Source organism: Nonomuraea gerenzanensis, assembly GCF_020215645.1.
GTDB classification, from domain to species: Bacteria; Actinomycetota; Actinomycetes; order Streptosporangiales; family Streptosporangiaceae; genus Nonomuraea; species Nonomuraea gerenzanensis.
The window spans coordinates 5,474,367-5,490,138 of record NZ_CP084058.1 but is presented as its reverse complement, the minus strand read 5'-3'; the positions used below and the strand labels follow the sequence as shown (position 1 = coordinate 5,490,138).

The window sequence follows — 15,772 nt, the reverse complement described above, 5'->3', positions numbered from 1 at the left end:
CGGGTCAGCCCGCGGGGTTGGACGGCTCCGGTATCGGGTCGGTCGCACCCCGGCGGGTGACGCTGCGCCGCAGGACGTACCAGCCTGCCGCTCCTACGGTGACCGCGCCGCACAGGGTCCAGGCCGTGACCAGGGCCGTCGCCGTCCCCACAGCAGGTAGGCGGTCGGGCCGACCGGCTGCACGAACAGGCCCAGCCACCACAAGCCCCTGCGCCCCCGCACCGTGTCCCCGGGACTGAACGCCAGGTCCACGGCCGCCGCCGCCGTGAGCGCCATCTCGACCGACACCAGGGCCAGCAGTAAGCCCTGCTGCCGCTTGGACAGCTCTTCCCATCGCATCAGCCCGCTCCTTCCCAGCACCCTCCATCACCAGCTTGACAACGTCGCCGAGCTTCTTCCTGGGCCGAAAGTCCCGGGTCTCGAAGCGTTCGACGGTGCTGACGGCGATGACGTGTCGTGTGGCCGGGGGTGCGGGCCCGTCCCCGCATGCTTCTTACGCGAGATCGCGAACGTCCCGGAAGATCGTGCCTTTCGGCCCTGCCCGGTGACTGCCCGCCGCGTGAGGCTGAAGTCAGTACAGCGGAGGAAGGAGCGTCACCATGACCGCCACCAGGGAAAGTGTCGAGGCCGGCGGCACCGAGTTCGCCGACAAAGTGAGGTATGTCCTGCACGAGGGCCACGTGCGCCGCGTCATCGTCAAGACCGCGCACGGCCGCACCGTGATGAACGTCCCGCTGACGGCGGGAGCCGTGGCGTTCGTCGCCGCGCCGTTCCTGACCGTGGTCGCCGGGCTGGCCGCCGTCGCCGCGGACTGGACCATCACCATCGAGCGGCCGGTCCAGGACGTGGCGGACGCCGATGTTCCCGTGGCTGCCGGGGTCGTTGCGGACGACGGGAGCAGGACGCCGGCGGCCTGAGCAGCGTGCCGTGATGACGGACGCACCCGTCGGGGCCGTCGCCTCCGTTGACCGCCCGGCCGCGAACGCGGGCGTCCGGTTCGGTCCCAAGGTCCTGGCCCGGGAGGTGCCAAGGGCACCCGCGGCCCGGGTCCTTCGGGGCCGTCCGGCGGTGACCTCCGCACCTGCTCGCCTCCCTGGCCGCGGGAGAGAGTGACGAGCAAGGACAGGCACCGCTGCAGGAGGAGCTGATCGAGATGCGCACCACCCAGATGAGCCTGCGCCCGCGACCGGCTCGGCCTCGCCCGGAGCTGGACCTGCGCACCCCATCCGGACGTCGTCTTCCGTTTTGAGCTCCTCCCGGCCCCACAACACCCTGGCGGGGCCCCTCGGCCGGTCATGTACGGGAAGGCCGGAACGGCAGGAGCGAAGGACTCCACCCCATCTCCGCGCACATCCGCAGGATGGCAGGCAGGCGTCGAGTGCCGGGAGTGTGCGCCGTGGGCGCCGACGATCAGGAAGTCTTCGCGCCTGAGACCGTGGATCAGTCGTGCTGGCGGCGCAGTTCTTCGTTGATGCGCAGCGCCTCGGCGAGCTGATCCTCCAGGATGATGATGCGGCAGGCCGCCTCGAGCGGGTTGCCGGCGTCGACGAGTTCGCGGGCGCGGGCGGCCAGGCGGAGCTGGTAGCGGGAGAAACGGCGGTGGCCGCCCTCGGAGCGCAGCGGCTCGATCAGCTTGGCAGCGCCGAGGCTGCGCAGGAAGGCCGGGCTGACGCCGAGGATCTCGGCGGCCCGTCCCATGCTGTAGGCCGGGTAGTCCTCGTCGTCGAGCCGTTGCTCGGCGCTGCTGGAGGCTGCGGTCTCGCCGGTCGCCGTGTCGTCCGGCTGGTGATGAGTGCGGCGGTGCGGGTCTCGCCTGGAGCGCGACACCTGGTCTGTTTGATCCATTCAACCTTTCCCAAGGCAAACAGGGGCCCCGGCGCGTGGATGCGCCGGGGCCCGAATGAGGTTAACACCATCGACCGGCCTGCTGGCCGGTTCACTTGTTCCGCATCTGCCCGCCTGCTGGGGCGGAGTGCGGGGATCGCGTAAGCGTGACCGTAGACCACCGTCCTGTTCGTGGAGCTGCGGCACCCGTGCGGCGATGACATCCAGCCGGCGACGGGCGATCCTGATGGCGTTCAACACTCCTTTCCGGTTTTTCCCCTACGTCGACGAAACGCGTCGACGTCGTGCAACGGCAGCGTGTCCACCGTCGCGACCCTTGTTGCTCTGCGGCGGCCACGACAGTCCGACTTGCTGCCTTCTTCTTGCCTTCCTGCGTTTTCGTGTTGCTGTCCACGTCCGTCCGGGCAGTTCGTCGTGGTGCTCGTACTGCGCTGCCCTCGTGGATCCATCTCTTTCGATGTGAGAGATACTAGCTCCTCCTGGCGCGAATATCTACTGTGGTGACGATAGATTTTCTGTCCGCCCCAGGCCACCGTCGCACGGCCTGAGAGCGGGCGGGGTGGAACATCGCCTGGTGCGCCACCTTCGCCACACCGGCCATGCGCGCAGGCCGCTCCGCTCCTGACGCCAGGCCGATCGGCCGCCGCTCGTCAGACGGCGCCGCGGGCCTGTTCATCGCAGGAGGTAGGCCAGGAGGTAGGCCAGGATGTCGGCGGCGGTGTAGCCGGCGGTGTAGCCGGCGGGGTGGGCGGCGGTCAGGTGGCGGACGGCGGCCAGGTCGGTGCCGCCGGTCACGATCGCCTCGAACCGGGGCCGGCGCAGCGCCGGCGGCGGCGTCGGCCACAGGCTCGCCGGGTCGAACGCGACGCGGGTGTCGCCGTCGGCGGAGGTCGCCCCCTGCACGCGTACGGGCAGCGTCACCGGCCGGTGGGCGGCGAGCCGGTCGAGCAACGCGGGCAGCTCGGCCGGGTTGCCCGCGCCCATCAGGATGTGGTCGGCCCCGGCCAGCAGGGCGCCGTAGCAGGCGAACGGGATGGGCAACTCGATCTTGCGCAGGTAGTTGACGCCGACCCGCCCCTCGTGCCCCTCCTTGGCCAGGTACACCTCGGCGAAGTTGGCCACGATCGTCAGCGCCACCAGGGCGCGGCCAGGCCGCAGCGAATGACGCGGCACCGGCCGGAACGGCGTCCCGGGCGCCTTGCCCCCGGGGACGTGGAAGGTGCGCAGCACCTGCTGCGCCATCTCCGGGATGGGGAAGTGCGCCAGCGCGCGCCGCAGGTGGCCACCCGGGTCACCGAGCTGCAACCGGCGCGCGCACACCAGATCGATGGCCGTACCGGAGACCCCACCGAGCTGACCCCGCCGGGACACGGCCCGCGCCAGTCGCCAGTCTGAGACAGCCACCCCCATACCGCCCTGGATGATCCGGGGCAGGCCTGCACCGTTCACGACGCACCTCCCGCAGCTCGACGAGCAGGTCCTCGGCACGTGCCGGTGGGTCCACCGCATCATTGCCTCGCACCAGAGCCACAGGGCCGTTCGCCCCGAAGCGGGCCGCCGGAGGGCCCGCGCCCTCGGGCCGGGGACGGGCCGGCGCAGGCGGCCCTGGCCCGCCGGTCGGGACCTCGCCTCGGGGCCGGCACGTCAGCGGGTCCAGGCACGCAGCCCGTGCCGGACGCCGTCCTGGCGCAGCCGGGTCAGTGCCTGCTGTTCCAGGACGCTTACCTGGCGCGGGGGGAGCCCGACCTGGTCGGCGACCTCCCGGGGCCGGCGCACGCCGCCCCCGTCCAGGCCGTACCGCAGCCGCAGCACCCTCGCGTGACGTCGGGTCAGGCCGCCGACCAGCGTGGTGACCACGTTCCGCAGCGCCCGCTGCTCCACCAGCGTCTCGGTGGAGCGGCTCTGCTCGTCCCGCACCAGCTCACCGGGCATGCTCTGCTGCCGTCCTTGCCCGATCGGGGCGTCGAGACTGGTGAACTGCTGGAGGAACCTCCTGAGCGGCACGTACCGCGCGGATCTCGCACCCGCCTCCGCCGCCAGCTCCCGCTCGGTGGGCGGACGGCCGAGCCGGTGCGTCGCCGCCGCCTCGGCGCGCGCGAGGTCACGCAGCCGGTCGCGTACGCGCGGTGGCAGCCGGACCGGCTGCGCGTGCTCCAGCCCGCACAGGATCGCCTTACGGATCCACCACGTGGCGCAGGTGGAGAACCGGTTGCCCCGGGCGTGGTCGAAGCGCTCGACGGCCTCGATCAGCCCCAGGTTGCCGTCCTGGATGAGATCTGCCAGCGGCACGCCGTGATGGGCGTAACGCTTGGCGATCGACACCACCAGCCGCAGGTTCGCCACGATGAGCTGCTCCCTGGCGGCCCGGCCGTCGGCGGCCACCTCCTCCAGCCCGCCCCTGCGGCTGCCCTGGCCGATCAGGTGCGCGGCGTACACGCCCGCCTCGATCCGACGGGCCAGCTCCACCTCCTGTCCGGCGGTGAGCAGCGGTGTCCGGGCGATGCGGGCGAGGTAGTCGCTGACGCACGCGTACTGCTCCTGCCGGGCCTCACCGCCGGCGACGGCCGACATGACTCACCGCCCGCACAGCAGGACCCGCTCGCCGTCGAGGCGGCCGGACGTGGCCGTCATGACGCCGCCCCCTCGGCCCGCGCCCTGATGGTGAGCAGCTGCTTGCGCATCATCACGAAGTCGCCGGTCTCCATGAGCGCCAGGAAGGCCAGCCCGCGCAGCGTGGGCCGGGCGCGCACCCGCAGCCGGAGGACCAGCCGGCTGCCGTCGCCGCTCTCGCGCAGCGTGACGCAGCAGCTCACCGTGCCCTCGTAGGCGTGGATGGACAGCACCAGCGTGGACGGCGGGTCGATCCGCTCCACCGTGAAGCCGGAACCGTCCGGCGCGGTCGGCATGACGTCACCGACCTGCAAGTCCTGCAGCTCCGGGACGATGCGGCCGGCGCTGGGCCGCCCGGCGTTGTCGATGCGGTCGTAGCTGTACCAGCCGGCTCGCGTGTAGCCGCCCATCTGCACCAGCCACGGCCAGACCTCCTTGGGCGGCGCGTCGATGGTGATGGCCCGGGTGGCCTGGAGGTGGGCGCGCGGCGCGATCTCGTCACCGGGCATCGGGGCCCGCGCCTCCTCCCGGGTGGCGCCCCAGCGCAGCTGCCAGGGGCGGATGAGCAGCAGGTAGGCCGCCGCGCCCGCGACGAGCGCGGCCGTCGTCCGTCTCACCGTCATCGGCTTCCTCCTTGTCGTCGAGCACGATGACGCCGGTCCGCCGTGAACGGCAGGTGGCGCCGGTACGGCAGGCGCCGTCACTCGTCTCTCGTCCGCATCGCCTTCGCGTGACACCAGCGTGCTCCCGGCGCGACCGTTGCGGCAGGGACGCTGGTCCCTCGCCGGCAGGGCACAACGTCCCTGCCTGATCAGCGGCCGGCAGTGTTCGGCGTTCTCCGCGCAGAGGATGCCGAGCCCACGCTGCTCCTGCGTCACTCCCTTTCGCGGCGGAGTCGGGACGTTCGCCTCTGCCCCGCGACCGAGCCGGGGAGTGCGATGGAGGCACCTGAACCCATCGCGAGGGAAGGACCGATGATGGAAGCCAAGCAGTGGACCGTGCGGATTCACCTCACCGAGGATGGTGACGACACCACGGCGCTGGCGGTGCTGATCACCCGAGGCGGAGGCCGGGTGGACGGGCTGGGGCGGGCGCGCCGTCATCCGGCCGACCCCTCCGTTCCCGAGGTCGGCGACGAGCTGGCCGCCTCACGTGCGCTCGCCGACCTGGCCGGCAAGCTGAGCGCCCTCAGCCGGGAACCGGCGCGTCCGGCGTCGGCGCCACTGAGGCGGCGCGGACGAGGTGAGCACCTCAGGGGCGGCCCGCCGGCTCGGGAGGCCGTGGCCGGGTCTCCTCAGGAAGGGCGGCGTCAGCGCGAGCCGCTCGCATCGGCTCCGGCCCGGGGGCGGGCCTCTTCCGCCGCGCCTTGACCAGGAAGCCTCCTCTCCGAGCCGCTTCTACGCATCACCGTGCGCAGCCCGCCGCCGCCTGGCCCGCCAAGCCTTGTGCCCGGCGTCGGCCGCGATCATGACGGGGATGGCCAGCGCCGCCAGCAGCCATCCCACCACGGGCGGGAAGGTCCCGCCGAGCAGCGCGGCCACGGCGGGCACACCGAGGAAGACGAGGAGCAGGACCGCTTCGACGGCGATCGCGCCCAGCAGCAGGCGGTTGGTGCGCCAGCGGATCCTGCCGATCCAGCGGGACTCGCTGCGGCAGGCGAAGGCGTTGGCGAACTGGCCGAGCACGACCGCGGCGAACGCGGCGCCCGAGGCGGCGGCGAGCAGACCGAGGCTGGGTGCGGTGCCGAACTCCCAGCCGCCGAGCAGCAGCACGCCGAGGAACGCGCCCATCTCCGCCAGCGCCTGCGCCGGGCCGAGCACCCCGAACACGCGGACGAGCAGGCGCCGGTCGATGAGGTTGCCGGTGCGGGCCGGGCCGTGCATGGTGCGCGGGTTGGCCGGTTCCGCGCCCAGCGCGAGGGCGGGCAGCAGGTCGGTGCCGATGTCCAGGGCCAGCACCTGCAGCACACTCAGCGCCGGCGGGATCGTGCCGCCGGACAGCGCCCACACGGCGAACGGGGTCAGCTCGGCGACGTTGTCGGTCAGGTGGTAGGTGAGGAAGCGGCGCACGTTGGCATGGGTGGCGCGGCCCAGCTCGATCGCGGCGACGATGGTGGCGAAGTGGTCGTCGAGCAGGACGAGGTCGGCGGCCTCGCGGGCGACGTCGGTGCCGGAGGCGCCCATGGCGATGCCGATGTCGGCCTCGCGCAGGGCGGGCCCGTCGTTGACCCCGTCGCCCGTCATGGCGACCACGTGGCCGCGTGAGCGCAGCGCGCGGGCGATGCGCAGCTTGTCCTCGGGGGTCACGCGGGCGACCACGACGCCGTCCCGGTCCAGCAGCTCGCCCAGGGCCGCGTCGTCGACCGGCAGGTCGGCGCCTGTCACCACGAGCTCCTGCGCGCCGAGCAGGCCGACCTCGGCGGCGATGGCGCGAGCCGTGCGCGGATGGTCACCGGTGACCATGGCCAGCTTGATCCCGGCGATCCGGCACTTCCAGATCGCCTCGGCGACGTCGTCACGGGGCGGGTCGTGCAGGCCGATGAGGCCGAGGAACTCCAGGTCCCGCTCCTCGGCCGTGTCGCCGCGGGCGACCGCCAGCACGCGCAGGCCCCGGTCGCTCATCCTGGCCAGCGCCTGCTCCACCCCGGGCACGGGCCGGCAGAGCGGCAGCACGGCGTCCGGGGCGCCCTTGAGATGCAGCCGGCCGCCGGCCACGACGGAGGCGCGGCGCCGTACCGGGTCGAAGGGGAAGCGTGCGGTGACCTCGTCGTCGTCCACGGCGGCGTGCAGGCGCAGCGCTTCGACGTGCAGGGCCGCCTCCATGGGGTCGCCGACCGCCTTGCCACCGCTCATCCGCCCGGTCGAGCTGAGGACGGCCGAGCGCAGCACCTCGGCGGGCGAGGCGGCGGGTGACCACAGGCCGGCCACCGTCATCTCGTTGCGGGTGAGCGTGCCGGTCTTGTCGGTGCAGATGAACGTGGCCGAGCCGAGCGTCTCGACCGCCTCCAGGTGGCGTACCAGGGCGTTGCGGGCGGTCATCCGTTGGGCGGCCCGCGCCAGCGACAGCGTGACCGTCGGCAGCAGCCCTTCGGGGACCAGCGCCACGGTGACGCCGAGCGCGAACAGGAAGCTCTCCCCCGGCTGCATGCCGAGCAGCTGGGCCAGCCCGAAGAACACGGCCCCGACCGCCAGCGCGATGCCGGCGACGATCCTGACGACCTTGCCGATCTGCACCGACAGCGGGCTGGGCGGCCGGGTCGCCTCCTGGGTGAGCCTGGCGATGCCGGCCAGCCGGGTGCGCCCGCCGGTGGCGACCACCACGGCCTCGGCCTGCCCCTCCACCACGAACGTGCCCGCGAAGGCCCGCTCACCCGCGGCCGGGTGCACCAGGCGGCTCTCCCCGGTGAGCATCGAGGCGTCGATCCCGAGCGCGTGCACCTGCGCGAGCTCGAGGTCGGCCGAGATCCGGTCGCCGGCCTCCAGGAGGACCACGTCGCCGGCGACCAGCCCGGCGGCCTCGATCGACAGCCGCCTGCCGTCGCGGCGCACGACCACGTTGGCCGGGATGAGCTCGCGCAGCCGCTGGGAGGCCCGGCCGGCCCGGTACTCCTGGGCGAAGGCGAAGGCGCCGTTCAGCAGCACGACGATGACGATCGCCACGGCGAGCTGCGGCATCCCGGCCAGCAGCGCGAGCACTGAAGCGCCCCACAGCAGCAGCGCGAAGAAGTGCACCAGCTGGTGCAGCAACAACACGACCGCGGGTGTGCGGCGGGCGGGCGGCAGGAGGTTCGGCCCGTCCCGGGTGAGCCGCGACGCCGCCTCGGCGGCCGTGAGTCCTCGCCCGAGCTGCGACACAGTGGTCATGACTTCACTCTGGGCGCCCGGTCCGCCTCCGGTCAGGGACCTTCGGCCCCGGCGTGCGGGCCGTCCGGCCCTCATGGGCCGCCGGCCGGACTCGCCGGGGCACTTGAGGAAGCCGGACGGCACGCGGCCGGCCTTCGCGGCGGGGGACGACGAGAGCGAGCACCGCGGCGAGCAGCAGGGCCGGGATCAGCAGGTCGAGCGGTTCGGCGTACGCCACTCCCTGGACTCCAGCCTGCGCGACGAAGTACCGCGCCACCAGGTAGTTGAGCTGGTACATCCCGACGTAGACACACGTCGCGACGCCCAGCGCGTGCCCCCAGGCGGAGCGCCGCCACAGCAGCACGCCCGCCAGCACCGACGTCGGCACGACCATGGTCAGGTCGAGGGCCATGCCCAGGTGGACCTGCGCCTGGGGCAGCGGCAGCACGTCGGCCGGCGGCACGCCGCTGACGGCCTGGCGGACGAGCGAGGCACCGTACATGCCGGCCAGCGTGGCGGCGAGCAGGAGCAGCAGGCCGCCGACCCAGCGCATCGCCACCCGTGCCCGGACGGCGACGTCCAGGTCGGTGAGCGCCAGCCCGAGCGCCGCCGCCGACAGGACGACGATGACGACATGCACCAGGAACAGGTCGTTGAAGGCGGGATCGTAGACGTAGTAGGCGTAGTTGTAGATCGAGTACGCCAGCATGCCCACCCAGACCAGGCTCCCCCTGCTGGAGCCCCGCACCGCTGCGACGAGCGCCACCACCAGGAGGGGCACGCCCGCGACCAGGGTGGCCAGGTCGTTGCCGCGGATTCTGGCGACGAGTGCCGCGGGGCCGGAGTACAGCCCGTCGTCGAGCAGCCCGGCAGTGGCGGCCACGACGGTGAGGGCCGCGACGAGGCCGCTCAGCCACCAGGCTGACCGCAGGCGCGGGCCGGGACGGGTGTGCGGCGGGGTGGGGGAAACTCGCGTTCCATCCATCGGGACACCCCCTGACGGGAAGCTGTAACGGCGCCCGGGGGCGCGCGTACGGTCAGTGCGCCATCCGCTGGGCCATCTCGACGAGCCGGTTGGCGTAGCCCCACTCGTTGTCGTACCAGCCGAACACCTTGACCAGGTCGCCGCTGGCTTGGGTGAGAGCGGAGTCGAACACGCAGGAGGCGGCGTCGCCGACCTCCTGAACGGTGACCGGGCGGGCCAGCTGGGCGGACAGGTCGGTGATGGAGCCGTCCTCGACCGGCACCCGGATGGCGATGCCGTCCAGGCGGCCGTTCAGCTCGGGCGGCACCTGGCCGACCATGCGGGCCGCGCCGGTGGTGGTCGGCACGATGTTCACGGCGGCCGAGCGGGCCCGGCGCGGGTCCTTGGGCGGGGCGTCCAGCAGGACCTGGTCGCCGGTGTAGGCGTGGATGGTGGTCATGAAGCTGCGCACCAGGCCGAAGCTACGGCGATCGTGCGGCCGTCGACCTCCAGCAGGCCGGGGGCGGCGGTGACGGGCACGTCGAGCGGCCCGTAGGTGGAGTCGTGCTTGAGCAGATGGGCCAGGGTGGCCTCGTCGGTGATGTCGTTGACGGCGACGATCTCCAGGTCGGTGCGCAGCGCGCGGCGCAGGACGGCCCTGCCGATCCTGCCGAATCCGTTGATGCCGATTCTCATGACCTCATCGTCCGGCGCCCCCGGCTCACCGGTCAGAGGCCACGGTCACGCGTGCGAGGGACCTTCGGCCCCTTCTCCGGTGTCCGGCGGCTCACCCGTCGACGACCGGGGACGAGGGCCGGGGGGTGCGCGGAGCGGCGGGCGCCCCGGTGAGCCGGCGGCGGAAGACCCAGTACGTCCAGGCCTGGTAGGCCAGCACCACCGGCGTGAAGATGCCCGCCACCCAGGTCATCACCGTCAGCGTGTACGGCGTGGACGCGGCGTTGGTCACGGTCAGGCTGTTGGCCGGGTCGAGCGCGGGCAGCACGTTCGGGAACAGCCCGATGAACAGGGCCGCCACCAGCGCCACCACCGCCACCGCGCTCGCGGTGAAGGCCCAGCCGTCGCGCTCGCGCAGGGTCGCGGCGAGGGCGCCGAGCAGGCCGAGCGCGACCAGCGCCACCGCCGCCCACCAGGCCGGCCGCGAGCCGCCTGAGGCCAGCAGGAACGCCGGCACCACCAGGATCGTGACCGGGGCCAGGCGCCTGGCCGTCCGGGTGGCGGCCTGGCGCAGGTCGCCCGTGGTGCGCACGGCGAGGAAGACCGCGCCGTGCAGGGTGAACAGCAGCAGCGTGGCCATGCCGCCGAGCAGCGCGAACGGGTTGAGCAGGGTGAGCAGGGTGCCGGTGTACTCGTGGCCGGCGTCCAGCGGCACGCCGCGCACGATGTTGGCGAACGCCACGCCCCACAGGAAGGCGGGGCCGAGGGACCCCCAGAAGAAGGCCCGGTCCCAGCCGCGGGTGCTGTCGGACTTGTTGCGGTACTCCAGGGCCACGCCCCGGGCGATCAGCGCCAGCAGGATGAGGAACAGCGGCAGGTAGAAGCCGCTGAACAAGGTGGCGTACCACTCGGGGAAGGCGGCGAACGTCGCCCCGCCGGCCACCAGCAGCCACACCTCGTTGCCGTCCCACACGGGGCCGATCGAGCGCACGATGACGCGCCGGTCGGCCTCGTTCCGGCCGAGGAACGGCAGCAGGATGCCGACGCCGAAGTCGAAGCCCTCCAGCAGGAAGTATCCGGTCCACAGCACGGCGATCAGCACGAACCAGACGGTGGTCAGTTCCATGACGCGGATGTCCTTCTAGTAGCTCAGGGCGGGGACGGGGGCTTCCGGCTCGGCCTGCTCGTGCGGCCCGACGCGGATGAACTTCAGCAGCAGGCGCACCTCGATGACCGCCAGCACGGCGTAGACGAGGGTGAAGCCGGTGAGCGTGATGGCCACGGAGGTGACGTCCGCGGTGGGCGAGACGGCGGCGGCGGTGCGCATGATGCCGAAGACGGTCCACGGCTGGCGGCCCAGCTCGGTGAAGATCCAGCCCAGGCTGTTGGCCAGGAAGGGCAGGCCGATCCCGGCGATGGCCAGCCGGTAGGCCCAGCGGCCGGCGGGGAGCCTGCCGCGCCTGGTCAGCCAGAGCCCGGCGGCGGCGAGCAGCGCCGACAGCGCGCCGAAGCCGATCATCAGGCGGAACGACCAGTACGCCAGGCCGACGACGGGCCGGTAGTCGCCCGGGCCGTACTGGGCCTCGTAGCGGGCCTGGATGTCGTTGATGCCCTCGACCTTGCCGTCCAGGGTGTTGGTGGACAGCAGGCTCAGGCCGTACGGGATCTGCAGGTTGAGGTGGTTGCGGCCGTTCTCGACGTCGCCGACGGCGAACAGGGAGAAGCCTGCGGAGCTCTCGTCCTCCCACAGGGCCTCGGCGGCGGCCATCTTCATCGGCTGCTGCTCGGTCATGATCTGCGCCTGCCAGTGCCCGGAGAACGACACGCCCACGGCCGAGACGAGTGCGACGACCAGGGCCAGCCGCGCGGAGGTGCGGAACAGCGGCGTGTCCCGCTTCTTGAGCAGGAACCAGGCGCTGACGCCGAGCACGAAGGCCGCGGCGGTCAGGAAGGCGCCGAAGAGGACGTGGGGGAAGGTGACCAGGGTGGTGGAGTTGGTGAGCACCGCCCAGATGTCGGTCAGCTCGGCGCGGCCGTTGTTGATCCGGTAGCCGACCGGGTGCTGCATCCAGGAGTTGGCCGCGAGGATGAAGTAGGCCGAGAGGTTGGTGCCGATGGCGGCCAGCCAGATCGTGGCCAGGTGCAGCCGGGGCGGCAGCTTGTCCCAGCCGAAGATCCACAGGCCGAGGAAGGTGGACTCCAGGAAGAACGCCATCAGTCCCTCCATGGCCAGCGGCGCCCCGAACACGTCTCCGACGAAGCGGGAGTAGGCGCTCCAGTTCATCCCGAACTGGAACTCCTGGACGATGCCGGTCACCACGCCCATCGCGAAGTTGATCAGGAAGAGCCGGCCCCAGAAGCGGGTCAGGCGGAGGTACTCCGGCTTCTTCGTCCGGTACCAGGCGGTCTGCAGGCCGGCCACGATGATCGACAGGCCGATGGTGAGGGGCACGAACAGGAAGTGGTAGACGGTGGTGACACCGAACTGCCAGCGGGAGAGATCCAGGACGTCCATGCCGGTCAGGCTCCTACAACGGCCGTCGCGTCCCACAGGGTCGTGTGGCCCGGCCAGGGGGGACCTTGGTCCCTGCCGCGGGTGTCCTTCGGCCGCCGCGTCGCTCAGGCGAAGGAGCTCGACAGCCGCTGCAGGTCGGCGGCGTGGCCGAGCGGCGAGCCGTCCTCGACCCATCGCGGCGGCGTCGCGGGGCTGAAGACATGCTCGATGGCGAGCAGCGCCGTGCCCGTGACGCCCTCCATGAGGAGGTGGCCGCCGGTCCGCAGGACGCCGCCGCCGAGCACGAGCGTGCCGGGGTTGCAGAAGTCCGCCAGGCCGGCCGCCACGGTGGCGATGGTGCGCGCGGCGCGGCCGGCGAACTGGCGACCGCTTCGAGGCATCCCCTGGGTCGGCCGCGCCCTGTGGGGCCCAGCCCCGCGAGCACGACCTGCACGTCTTCGGCGGCTGCACCTTCGAGCCGGTCGACGCTCCAGAGGGCTGGACAGCCGTCCGCAAGCACGCGGCACATGAAGACACCCGCCGGACGATGGGAGCGTGCCGCCCGGCCGGACCTGCCGCGAATCGCGGCCAGAGCATCGTGACTGCCACTGTCGCCGGACGGACGGCCGCCGGGGATGGGGTCTCTCGCCTCGGCGGGTGTCTTCCTCCATACTCGTGACGCCCACCTGACGGGCGTAGGGTCCTTGGTCCTCACCGCGCGGGCGAAGGGCCCGCACGGCGCCGCCGTCACTTGTCAGGCGAGCGTGACGTCCGGGTCGAGGTAGACGTCCTGTACGGCGTGCAGCAGCGCGATCCCATCGGCCATCGGCCGCTGGAAGGACTTGCGGCCCACGATCAGCCCCATCCCCCCGGGCCGCTTGTTGATCACCGCGGTCCGCACCGCCTGCGCCAGGTCGCCCTGCCCGCCGGAGGCCCCGCCGGAGTTGATCAGCCCGACGCGTCCCAGGTAGCAGTTGGCCACCTGCCAGCGGGTCAGCTCGGCGGCCAGCGCGCTGTAGACCTTGTCGGAGGTCTTGCCGAAGTTCAGCGCCCGGAAGCCGCCGTTCGACTCGGGCTGCTTCTGCTTGACGATGTCGGCCTCCACGGTGGCGGCCGACCAGCCGCCGGCCCTCGCGCACGACACCGGTCACGCCGGGCAGCACGGCCAGCAGGCTCCGGTCCACGTCGGCCGAGGGCCGGAAGGTGACCCGCTCGGTGTCGCCGGCCTGCCCGACCAGGCCCGCCGGGTCGTCCAGGGCGATCAGGCGGCCGGCGGCGACGACCGCCACCCGGTCGCACAACCGCTCGGCCTCCTCCATGTAGTGGGTGACCAGGACGATCGTGGTGCCCCGGTCCCTGATGCGTTCGATCAGGGCCCAGGTGTCGCGGCGGGCCTGCGGGTCCAGGCCGGTGGTCAGCTCGTCCAGGATGGCGATCCGCGGGTTGCCGACCAGGGCCAGCGCGAGCGACAGACGCTGCTTCTCCCCGCCCGACAGCTTGCCGAAGCGGCGCTCCCGCCTGCCGTCCAGGCCGACCTCTGCCAGGAGGGCGTCCTCGTCGGCGGGGTGGGGATAGAAGGAGGCGTACAGCCGTACGGCCTCCCACACCTTGAGCCGGTCCGGCAGCGTCGAGCTCTGCAACTGCATCCCGAGCAGTTGCCTGAGCCGGCCACGATCGGCCACCGGGTCCAGGCCGTGCACGCGCACCGTCCCCGCGTCGGGCACGCGCAGCCCGGCCACGCATTCGACCGTGGTGGTCTTGCCCGCGCCGTTCGGCCCCACGAAGCCGAACACCTCCCCCTCCCCGACCCCGAACGACAGCCCGTCCACCGCCACCAGCTCGCCGAAGCGCTTGACCAGCCCGGACACCTCGATGACCGGCCCGCCGGCAGCCACCTGATCCCGCACCACGACCGCCCCCTTCCGAGCGAGAACGCCGGCCCGCGCACCGGCCCGGCGCGCGTGCCCCGGCACCCTCAGCGTCCGGCGCCGGCCGCGTGTCCGGTAGGGGCCGAAGGTCACCGAGGGGAGGCGATGGTCCCGGCTGACGTTTCCGGCAGGTTACGATTCGATATCGCCGCCGAGCGCCGGGCTTGACGACCTCCTTCCGGAGGAGCGATCGTCTAGAACATCGTTGAACCGGTTCGCGGCCAACGCGACACCCGTCCGTGACGGGCACCGACGCGTGACAGGGCGAACCCCTGCTGAGCATGCCCTCCCTTCCACAACTCAGCAATCTTCCGCGACTCGGCGTCGAACCGGTTCGAAGACATGGAGGTAAGAGTGGCGACCATCGGGGACGTGGCCCGGGAGGCCGGCGTGAGCCGCAGCACGGCGTCGTACGCGCTGTCAGGCAAGCGCCGCATCTCGGACGAGGTCCGGCAGCGGGTGCTGGCGGCGGCCGAGGCGCTGGCGTACACGCCGAACGCGGGCGCCCGCGCGCTGGCCACCGCCCAGACCAAGGTCCTCGGCCTGCTCGCCCAGTTCCACGAGGACGAGTTCGCGCCCGCGATGATGCAGTACATCCTGGGCGTCACGAACACCGCCCGCGACCTCGGCTACGACACGCTGATGGTCACCGAGGCCGACGGCGTGCGGGCGCTGCGGCGCGTCACCGACTCGCGGATGGTGGACGGCGTGGTGCTCCTGAACATCGCGCAGGACGACGCCCGCCTGCCCATCCTGCGGGCCGCCCCGCAGCCGGGCGCGCTGGTGGGCCTGCCGGGTGACTGCTCGGGGCTGGACGTCTTCGACCTCGACTTCGAGGAGGCGGGCCGGGTGATGGTCGATCACCTGCACCGGCTCGGCCACCGCGAGCTCATCCTCGTCTCGCAGCCCGAGCACGTGGTGGAGCGGGGCGGCGCGTACGTGTGGCGCCTGCGCGACGCCGCACTCGAACGCGCCCGCCAGCGCGGCGTCACCCTGCACGCCGTGTACGGCGAGTCCCGGCAACCGGCCGTGGGGCGCCTGCTCAACCAGCTGCTCGACGCCCACCCCGAAGCCACCGGCCTGCTGATCAACAACGAGGCGGCCGCGGCGGCGCTGCCCTCCGTCACCCACGCGCGGGGGCTGCGGGTGCCCGAGGACCTGTCGGTCATCGGGCGCTACTCCGCCGAGTTCGCCGCGACCTTCTCCCTGCCCTACTCCCACATCGAGAGCGCACCCGACCGCCTGGGCGCCATGGCGGTGCGCCAGCTCGTGCGCCGCGTGGAGTCCGAGGCGGCGCGCGCGGAGCCGTTCGTCGTGCGCTTCATCTCCCCCGAGCTGGTCTCGCTCGGCAGCACCGCACCCCCGCTTCCCCGCTGACCACGGGAACACAGCCCTACCCGTTCTACGGCGCTCA

The 15,772-nt window shown here is 72.6% G+C and carries 15 protein-coding genes and 2 pseudogenes; 3 read left to right on the top strand and 14 right to left on the bottom strand.

Features of this window, described 5'->3' with window-relative positions:
* Positions 1-93: 93 nt before the first annotated feature.
* Positions 94-339 (bottom strand): PLDc N-terminal domain-containing protein, encoded by a 246-nt coding sequence (locus LCN96_RS25725; protein ID WP_225275447.1) that lies wholly within the window; start codon positions 337-339, stop codon positions 94-96.
* Positions 340-599: 260 nt separating this feature from the next.
* Between LCN96_RS25725 and LCN96_RS25720 the strand changes: the two genes are divergently transcribed.
* On the top strand, positions 600-917 hold the full coding sequence (locus LCN96_RS25720) for a DUF4342 domain-containing protein (RefSeq protein WP_225275446.1): 318 nt from the start codon (positions 600-602) through the stop codon (positions 915-917).
* 523 nt (positions 918-1,440) lie between these two features.
* Here the strand turns inward: LCN96_RS25720 and LCN96_RS25715 are convergent.
* From LCN96_RS25715 to LCN96_RS25700, 4 genes are all read right to left on the bottom strand, one after another.
* On the bottom strand, positions 1,441-1,698 hold the full coding sequence (locus LCN96_RS25715) for a helix-turn-helix domain-containing protein (RefSeq protein ID WP_225276056.1): 258 nt from the start codon (positions 1,696-1,698) through the stop codon (positions 1,441-1,443).
* Between the two features lie 819 nt (positions 1,699-2,517).
* Entirely contained in the window at positions 2,518-3,294 is a 777-nt protein-coding gene (locus LCN96_RS25710) for a hypothetical protein (RefSeq protein ID WP_225275445.1), read from the bottom strand.
* A gap of 195 nt (positions 3,295-3,489) precedes the next feature.
* Entirely contained in the window at positions 3,490-4,416 is a 927-nt protein-coding gene (locus LCN96_RS25705) for a sigma-70 family RNA polymerase sigma factor (protein WP_225275444.1), read from the bottom strand.
* Between the two features lie 56 nt (positions 4,417-4,472).
* Positions 4,473-5,078 carry a hypothetical protein gene (locus tag LCN96_RS25700; RefSeq protein ID WP_225275443.1) on the bottom strand — a complete coding sequence of 202 codons (606 nt, stop codon included), beginning with the start codon at positions 5,076-5,078 and terminating at the stop codon, positions 4,473-4,475.
* A 351-nt stretch (positions 5,079-5,429) separates the two neighbouring features.
* Here LCN96_RS25700 and LCN96_RS57125 point away from each other — a divergent pair, with 351 nt between their 5' ends.
* Positions 5,430-5,825 (top strand): dsRBD fold-containing protein, encoded by a 396-nt coding sequence (locus tag LCN96_RS57125; RefSeq protein ID WP_311131908.1) that lies wholly within the window; start codon positions 5,430-5,432, stop codon positions 5,823-5,825.
* Positions 5,826-5,852: 27 nt separating this feature from the next.
* On the opposite strand, the gene LCN96_RS25690 is transcribed toward LCN96_RS57125, so the two are convergent.
* The 9 genes and pseudogenes from LCN96_RS25690 to LCN96_RS57450 all read right to left on the bottom strand — a co-directional run.
* A complete protein-coding gene (locus LCN96_RS25690) occupies positions 5,853-8,318 on the bottom strand; it encodes a cation-translocating P-type ATPase (protein WP_225275442.1) in 2,466 nt (821 codons plus the stop codon).
* Positions 8,319-8,322: 4 nt separating this feature from the next.
* The gene (locus tag LCN96_RS25685) at positions 8,323-9,282 is read right to left on the bottom strand and encodes a hypothetical protein (RefSeq protein ID WP_225275441.1); all 960 of its coding nucleotides are present in this window, start codon (positions 9,280-9,282) and stop codon (positions 8,323-8,325) included.
* Between the two features lie 52 nt (positions 9,283-9,334).
* Positions 9,335-9,745: pseudogene (locus LCN96_RS25680) on the bottom strand (type I glyceraldehyde-3-phosphate dehydrogenase); the annotation flags it as partial.
* Positions 9,718-9,957 carry a glyceraldehyde 3-phosphate dehydrogenase NAD-binding domain-containing protein gene (locus tag LCN96_RS57655; RefSeq protein WP_449867110.1) on the bottom strand — a complete coding sequence of 80 codons (240 nt, stop codon included), beginning with the start codon at positions 9,955-9,957 and terminating at the stop codon, positions 9,718-9,720. The pseudogene LCN96_RS25680 and the gene LCN96_RS57655, both read right to left, overlap by 28 nt.
* A gap of 91 nt (positions 9,958-10,048) precedes the next feature.
* On the bottom strand, positions 10,049-11,062 hold the full coding sequence (gene cydB / locus LCN96_RS25675; protein ID WP_225275440.1) for a cytochrome d ubiquinol oxidase subunit II: 1,014 nt from the start codon (positions 11,060-11,062) through the stop codon (positions 10,049-10,051).
* A gap of 15 nt (positions 11,063-11,077) precedes the next feature.
* Complete coding sequence (locus LCN96_RS25670; protein WP_225275439.1) at positions 11,078-12,451, bottom strand: cytochrome ubiquinol oxidase subunit I; 1,374 nt, start codon at positions 12,449-12,451, stop codon at positions 11,078-11,080.
* Positions 12,452-12,555: 104 nt separating this feature from the next.
* A complete protein-coding gene (locus tag LCN96_RS25665; RefSeq protein WP_225276306.1) occupies positions 12,556-12,831 on the bottom strand; it encodes a hypothetical protein in 276 nt (91 codons plus the stop codon).
* A 353-nt stretch (positions 12,832-13,184) separates the two neighbouring features.
* Positions 13,185-13,535 (bottom strand): beta/alpha barrel domain-containing protein, encoded by a 351-nt coding sequence (locus LCN96_RS25660; protein WP_225275438.1) that lies wholly within the window; start codon positions 13,533-13,535, stop codon positions 13,185-13,187.
* A gap of 367 nt (positions 13,536-13,902) precedes the next feature.
* A pseudogene (locus LCN96_RS57450) lies at positions 13,903-14,211 on the bottom strand (ATP-binding cassette domain-containing protein); the annotation flags it as partial.
* A gap of 501 nt (positions 14,212-14,712) precedes the next feature.
* On the opposite strand from LCN96_RS57450, the gene LCN96_RS25650 reads away from it, so the two are divergent.
* Entirely contained in the window at positions 14,713-15,735 is a 1,023-nt protein-coding gene (locus LCN96_RS25650; protein WP_225275437.1) for a LacI family DNA-binding transcriptional regulator, read from the top strand.
* The last annotated feature ends 37 nt before the right edge of the window (positions 15,736-15,772 follow it).

What these genes read in the sequence shown, in the direction of transcription:
- LCN96_RS25725 (WP_225275447.1), bottom strand. Translation starts at nt 339, where the DNA reads ATGCGATGGGAAGAGCTGTCCAAGCGGCAGCAGGGCTTACTGCTGGCC.
- LCN96_RS25720 (WP_225275446.1), top strand. Translation starts at nt 600, where the DNA reads ATGACCGCCACCAGGGAAAGTGTCGAGGCCGGCGGCACCGAGTTCGCC.
- LCN96_RS25715 (WP_225276056.1), bottom strand. Translation starts at nt 1,698, where the DNA reads ATGGGACGGGCCGCCGAGATCCTCGGCGTCAGCCCGGCCTTCCTGCGC.
- LCN96_RS25705 (WP_225275444.1), bottom strand. Translation starts at nt 4,416, where the DNA reads ATGTCGGCCGTCGCCGGCGGTGAGGCCCGGCAGGAGCAGTACGCGTGC.
- LCN96_RS25700 (WP_225275443.1), bottom strand. Translation starts at nt 5,078, where the DNA reads ATGACGGTGAGACGGACGACGGCCGCGCTCGTCGCGGGCGCGGCGGCC.
- LCN96_RS57125 (WP_311131908.1), top strand. Translation starts at nt 5,430, where the DNA reads ATGATGGAAGCCAAGCAGTGGACCGTGCGGATTCACCTCACCGAGGAT.
- LCN96_RS25690 (WP_225275442.1), bottom strand. Translation starts at nt 8,318, where the DNA reads ATGACCACTGTGTCGCAGCTCGGGCGAGGACTCACGGCCGCCGAGGCG.
- LCN96_RS25685 (WP_225275441.1), bottom strand. Translation starts at nt 9,282, where the DNA reads ATGGATGGAACGCGAGTTTCCCCCACCCCGCCGCACACCCGTCCCGGC.
- LCN96_RS57655 (WP_449867110.1), bottom strand. Translation starts at nt 9,957, where the DNA reads ATGAGAATCGGCATCAACGGATTCGGCAGGATCGGCAGGGCCGTCCTG.
- cydB (WP_225275440.1), bottom strand. Translation starts at nt 11,062, where the DNA reads ATGGAACTGACCACCGTCTGGTTCGTGCTGATCGCCGTGCTGTGGACC.
- LCN96_RS25670 (WP_225275439.1), bottom strand. Translation starts at nt 12,451, where the DNA reads ATGGACGTCCTGGATCTCTCCCGCTGGCAGTTCGGTGTCACCACCGTC.
- LCN96_RS25665 (WP_225276306.1), bottom strand. Translation starts at nt 12,831, where the DNA reads ATGCCTCGAAGCGGTCGCCAGTTCGCCGGCCGCGCCGCGCGCACCATC.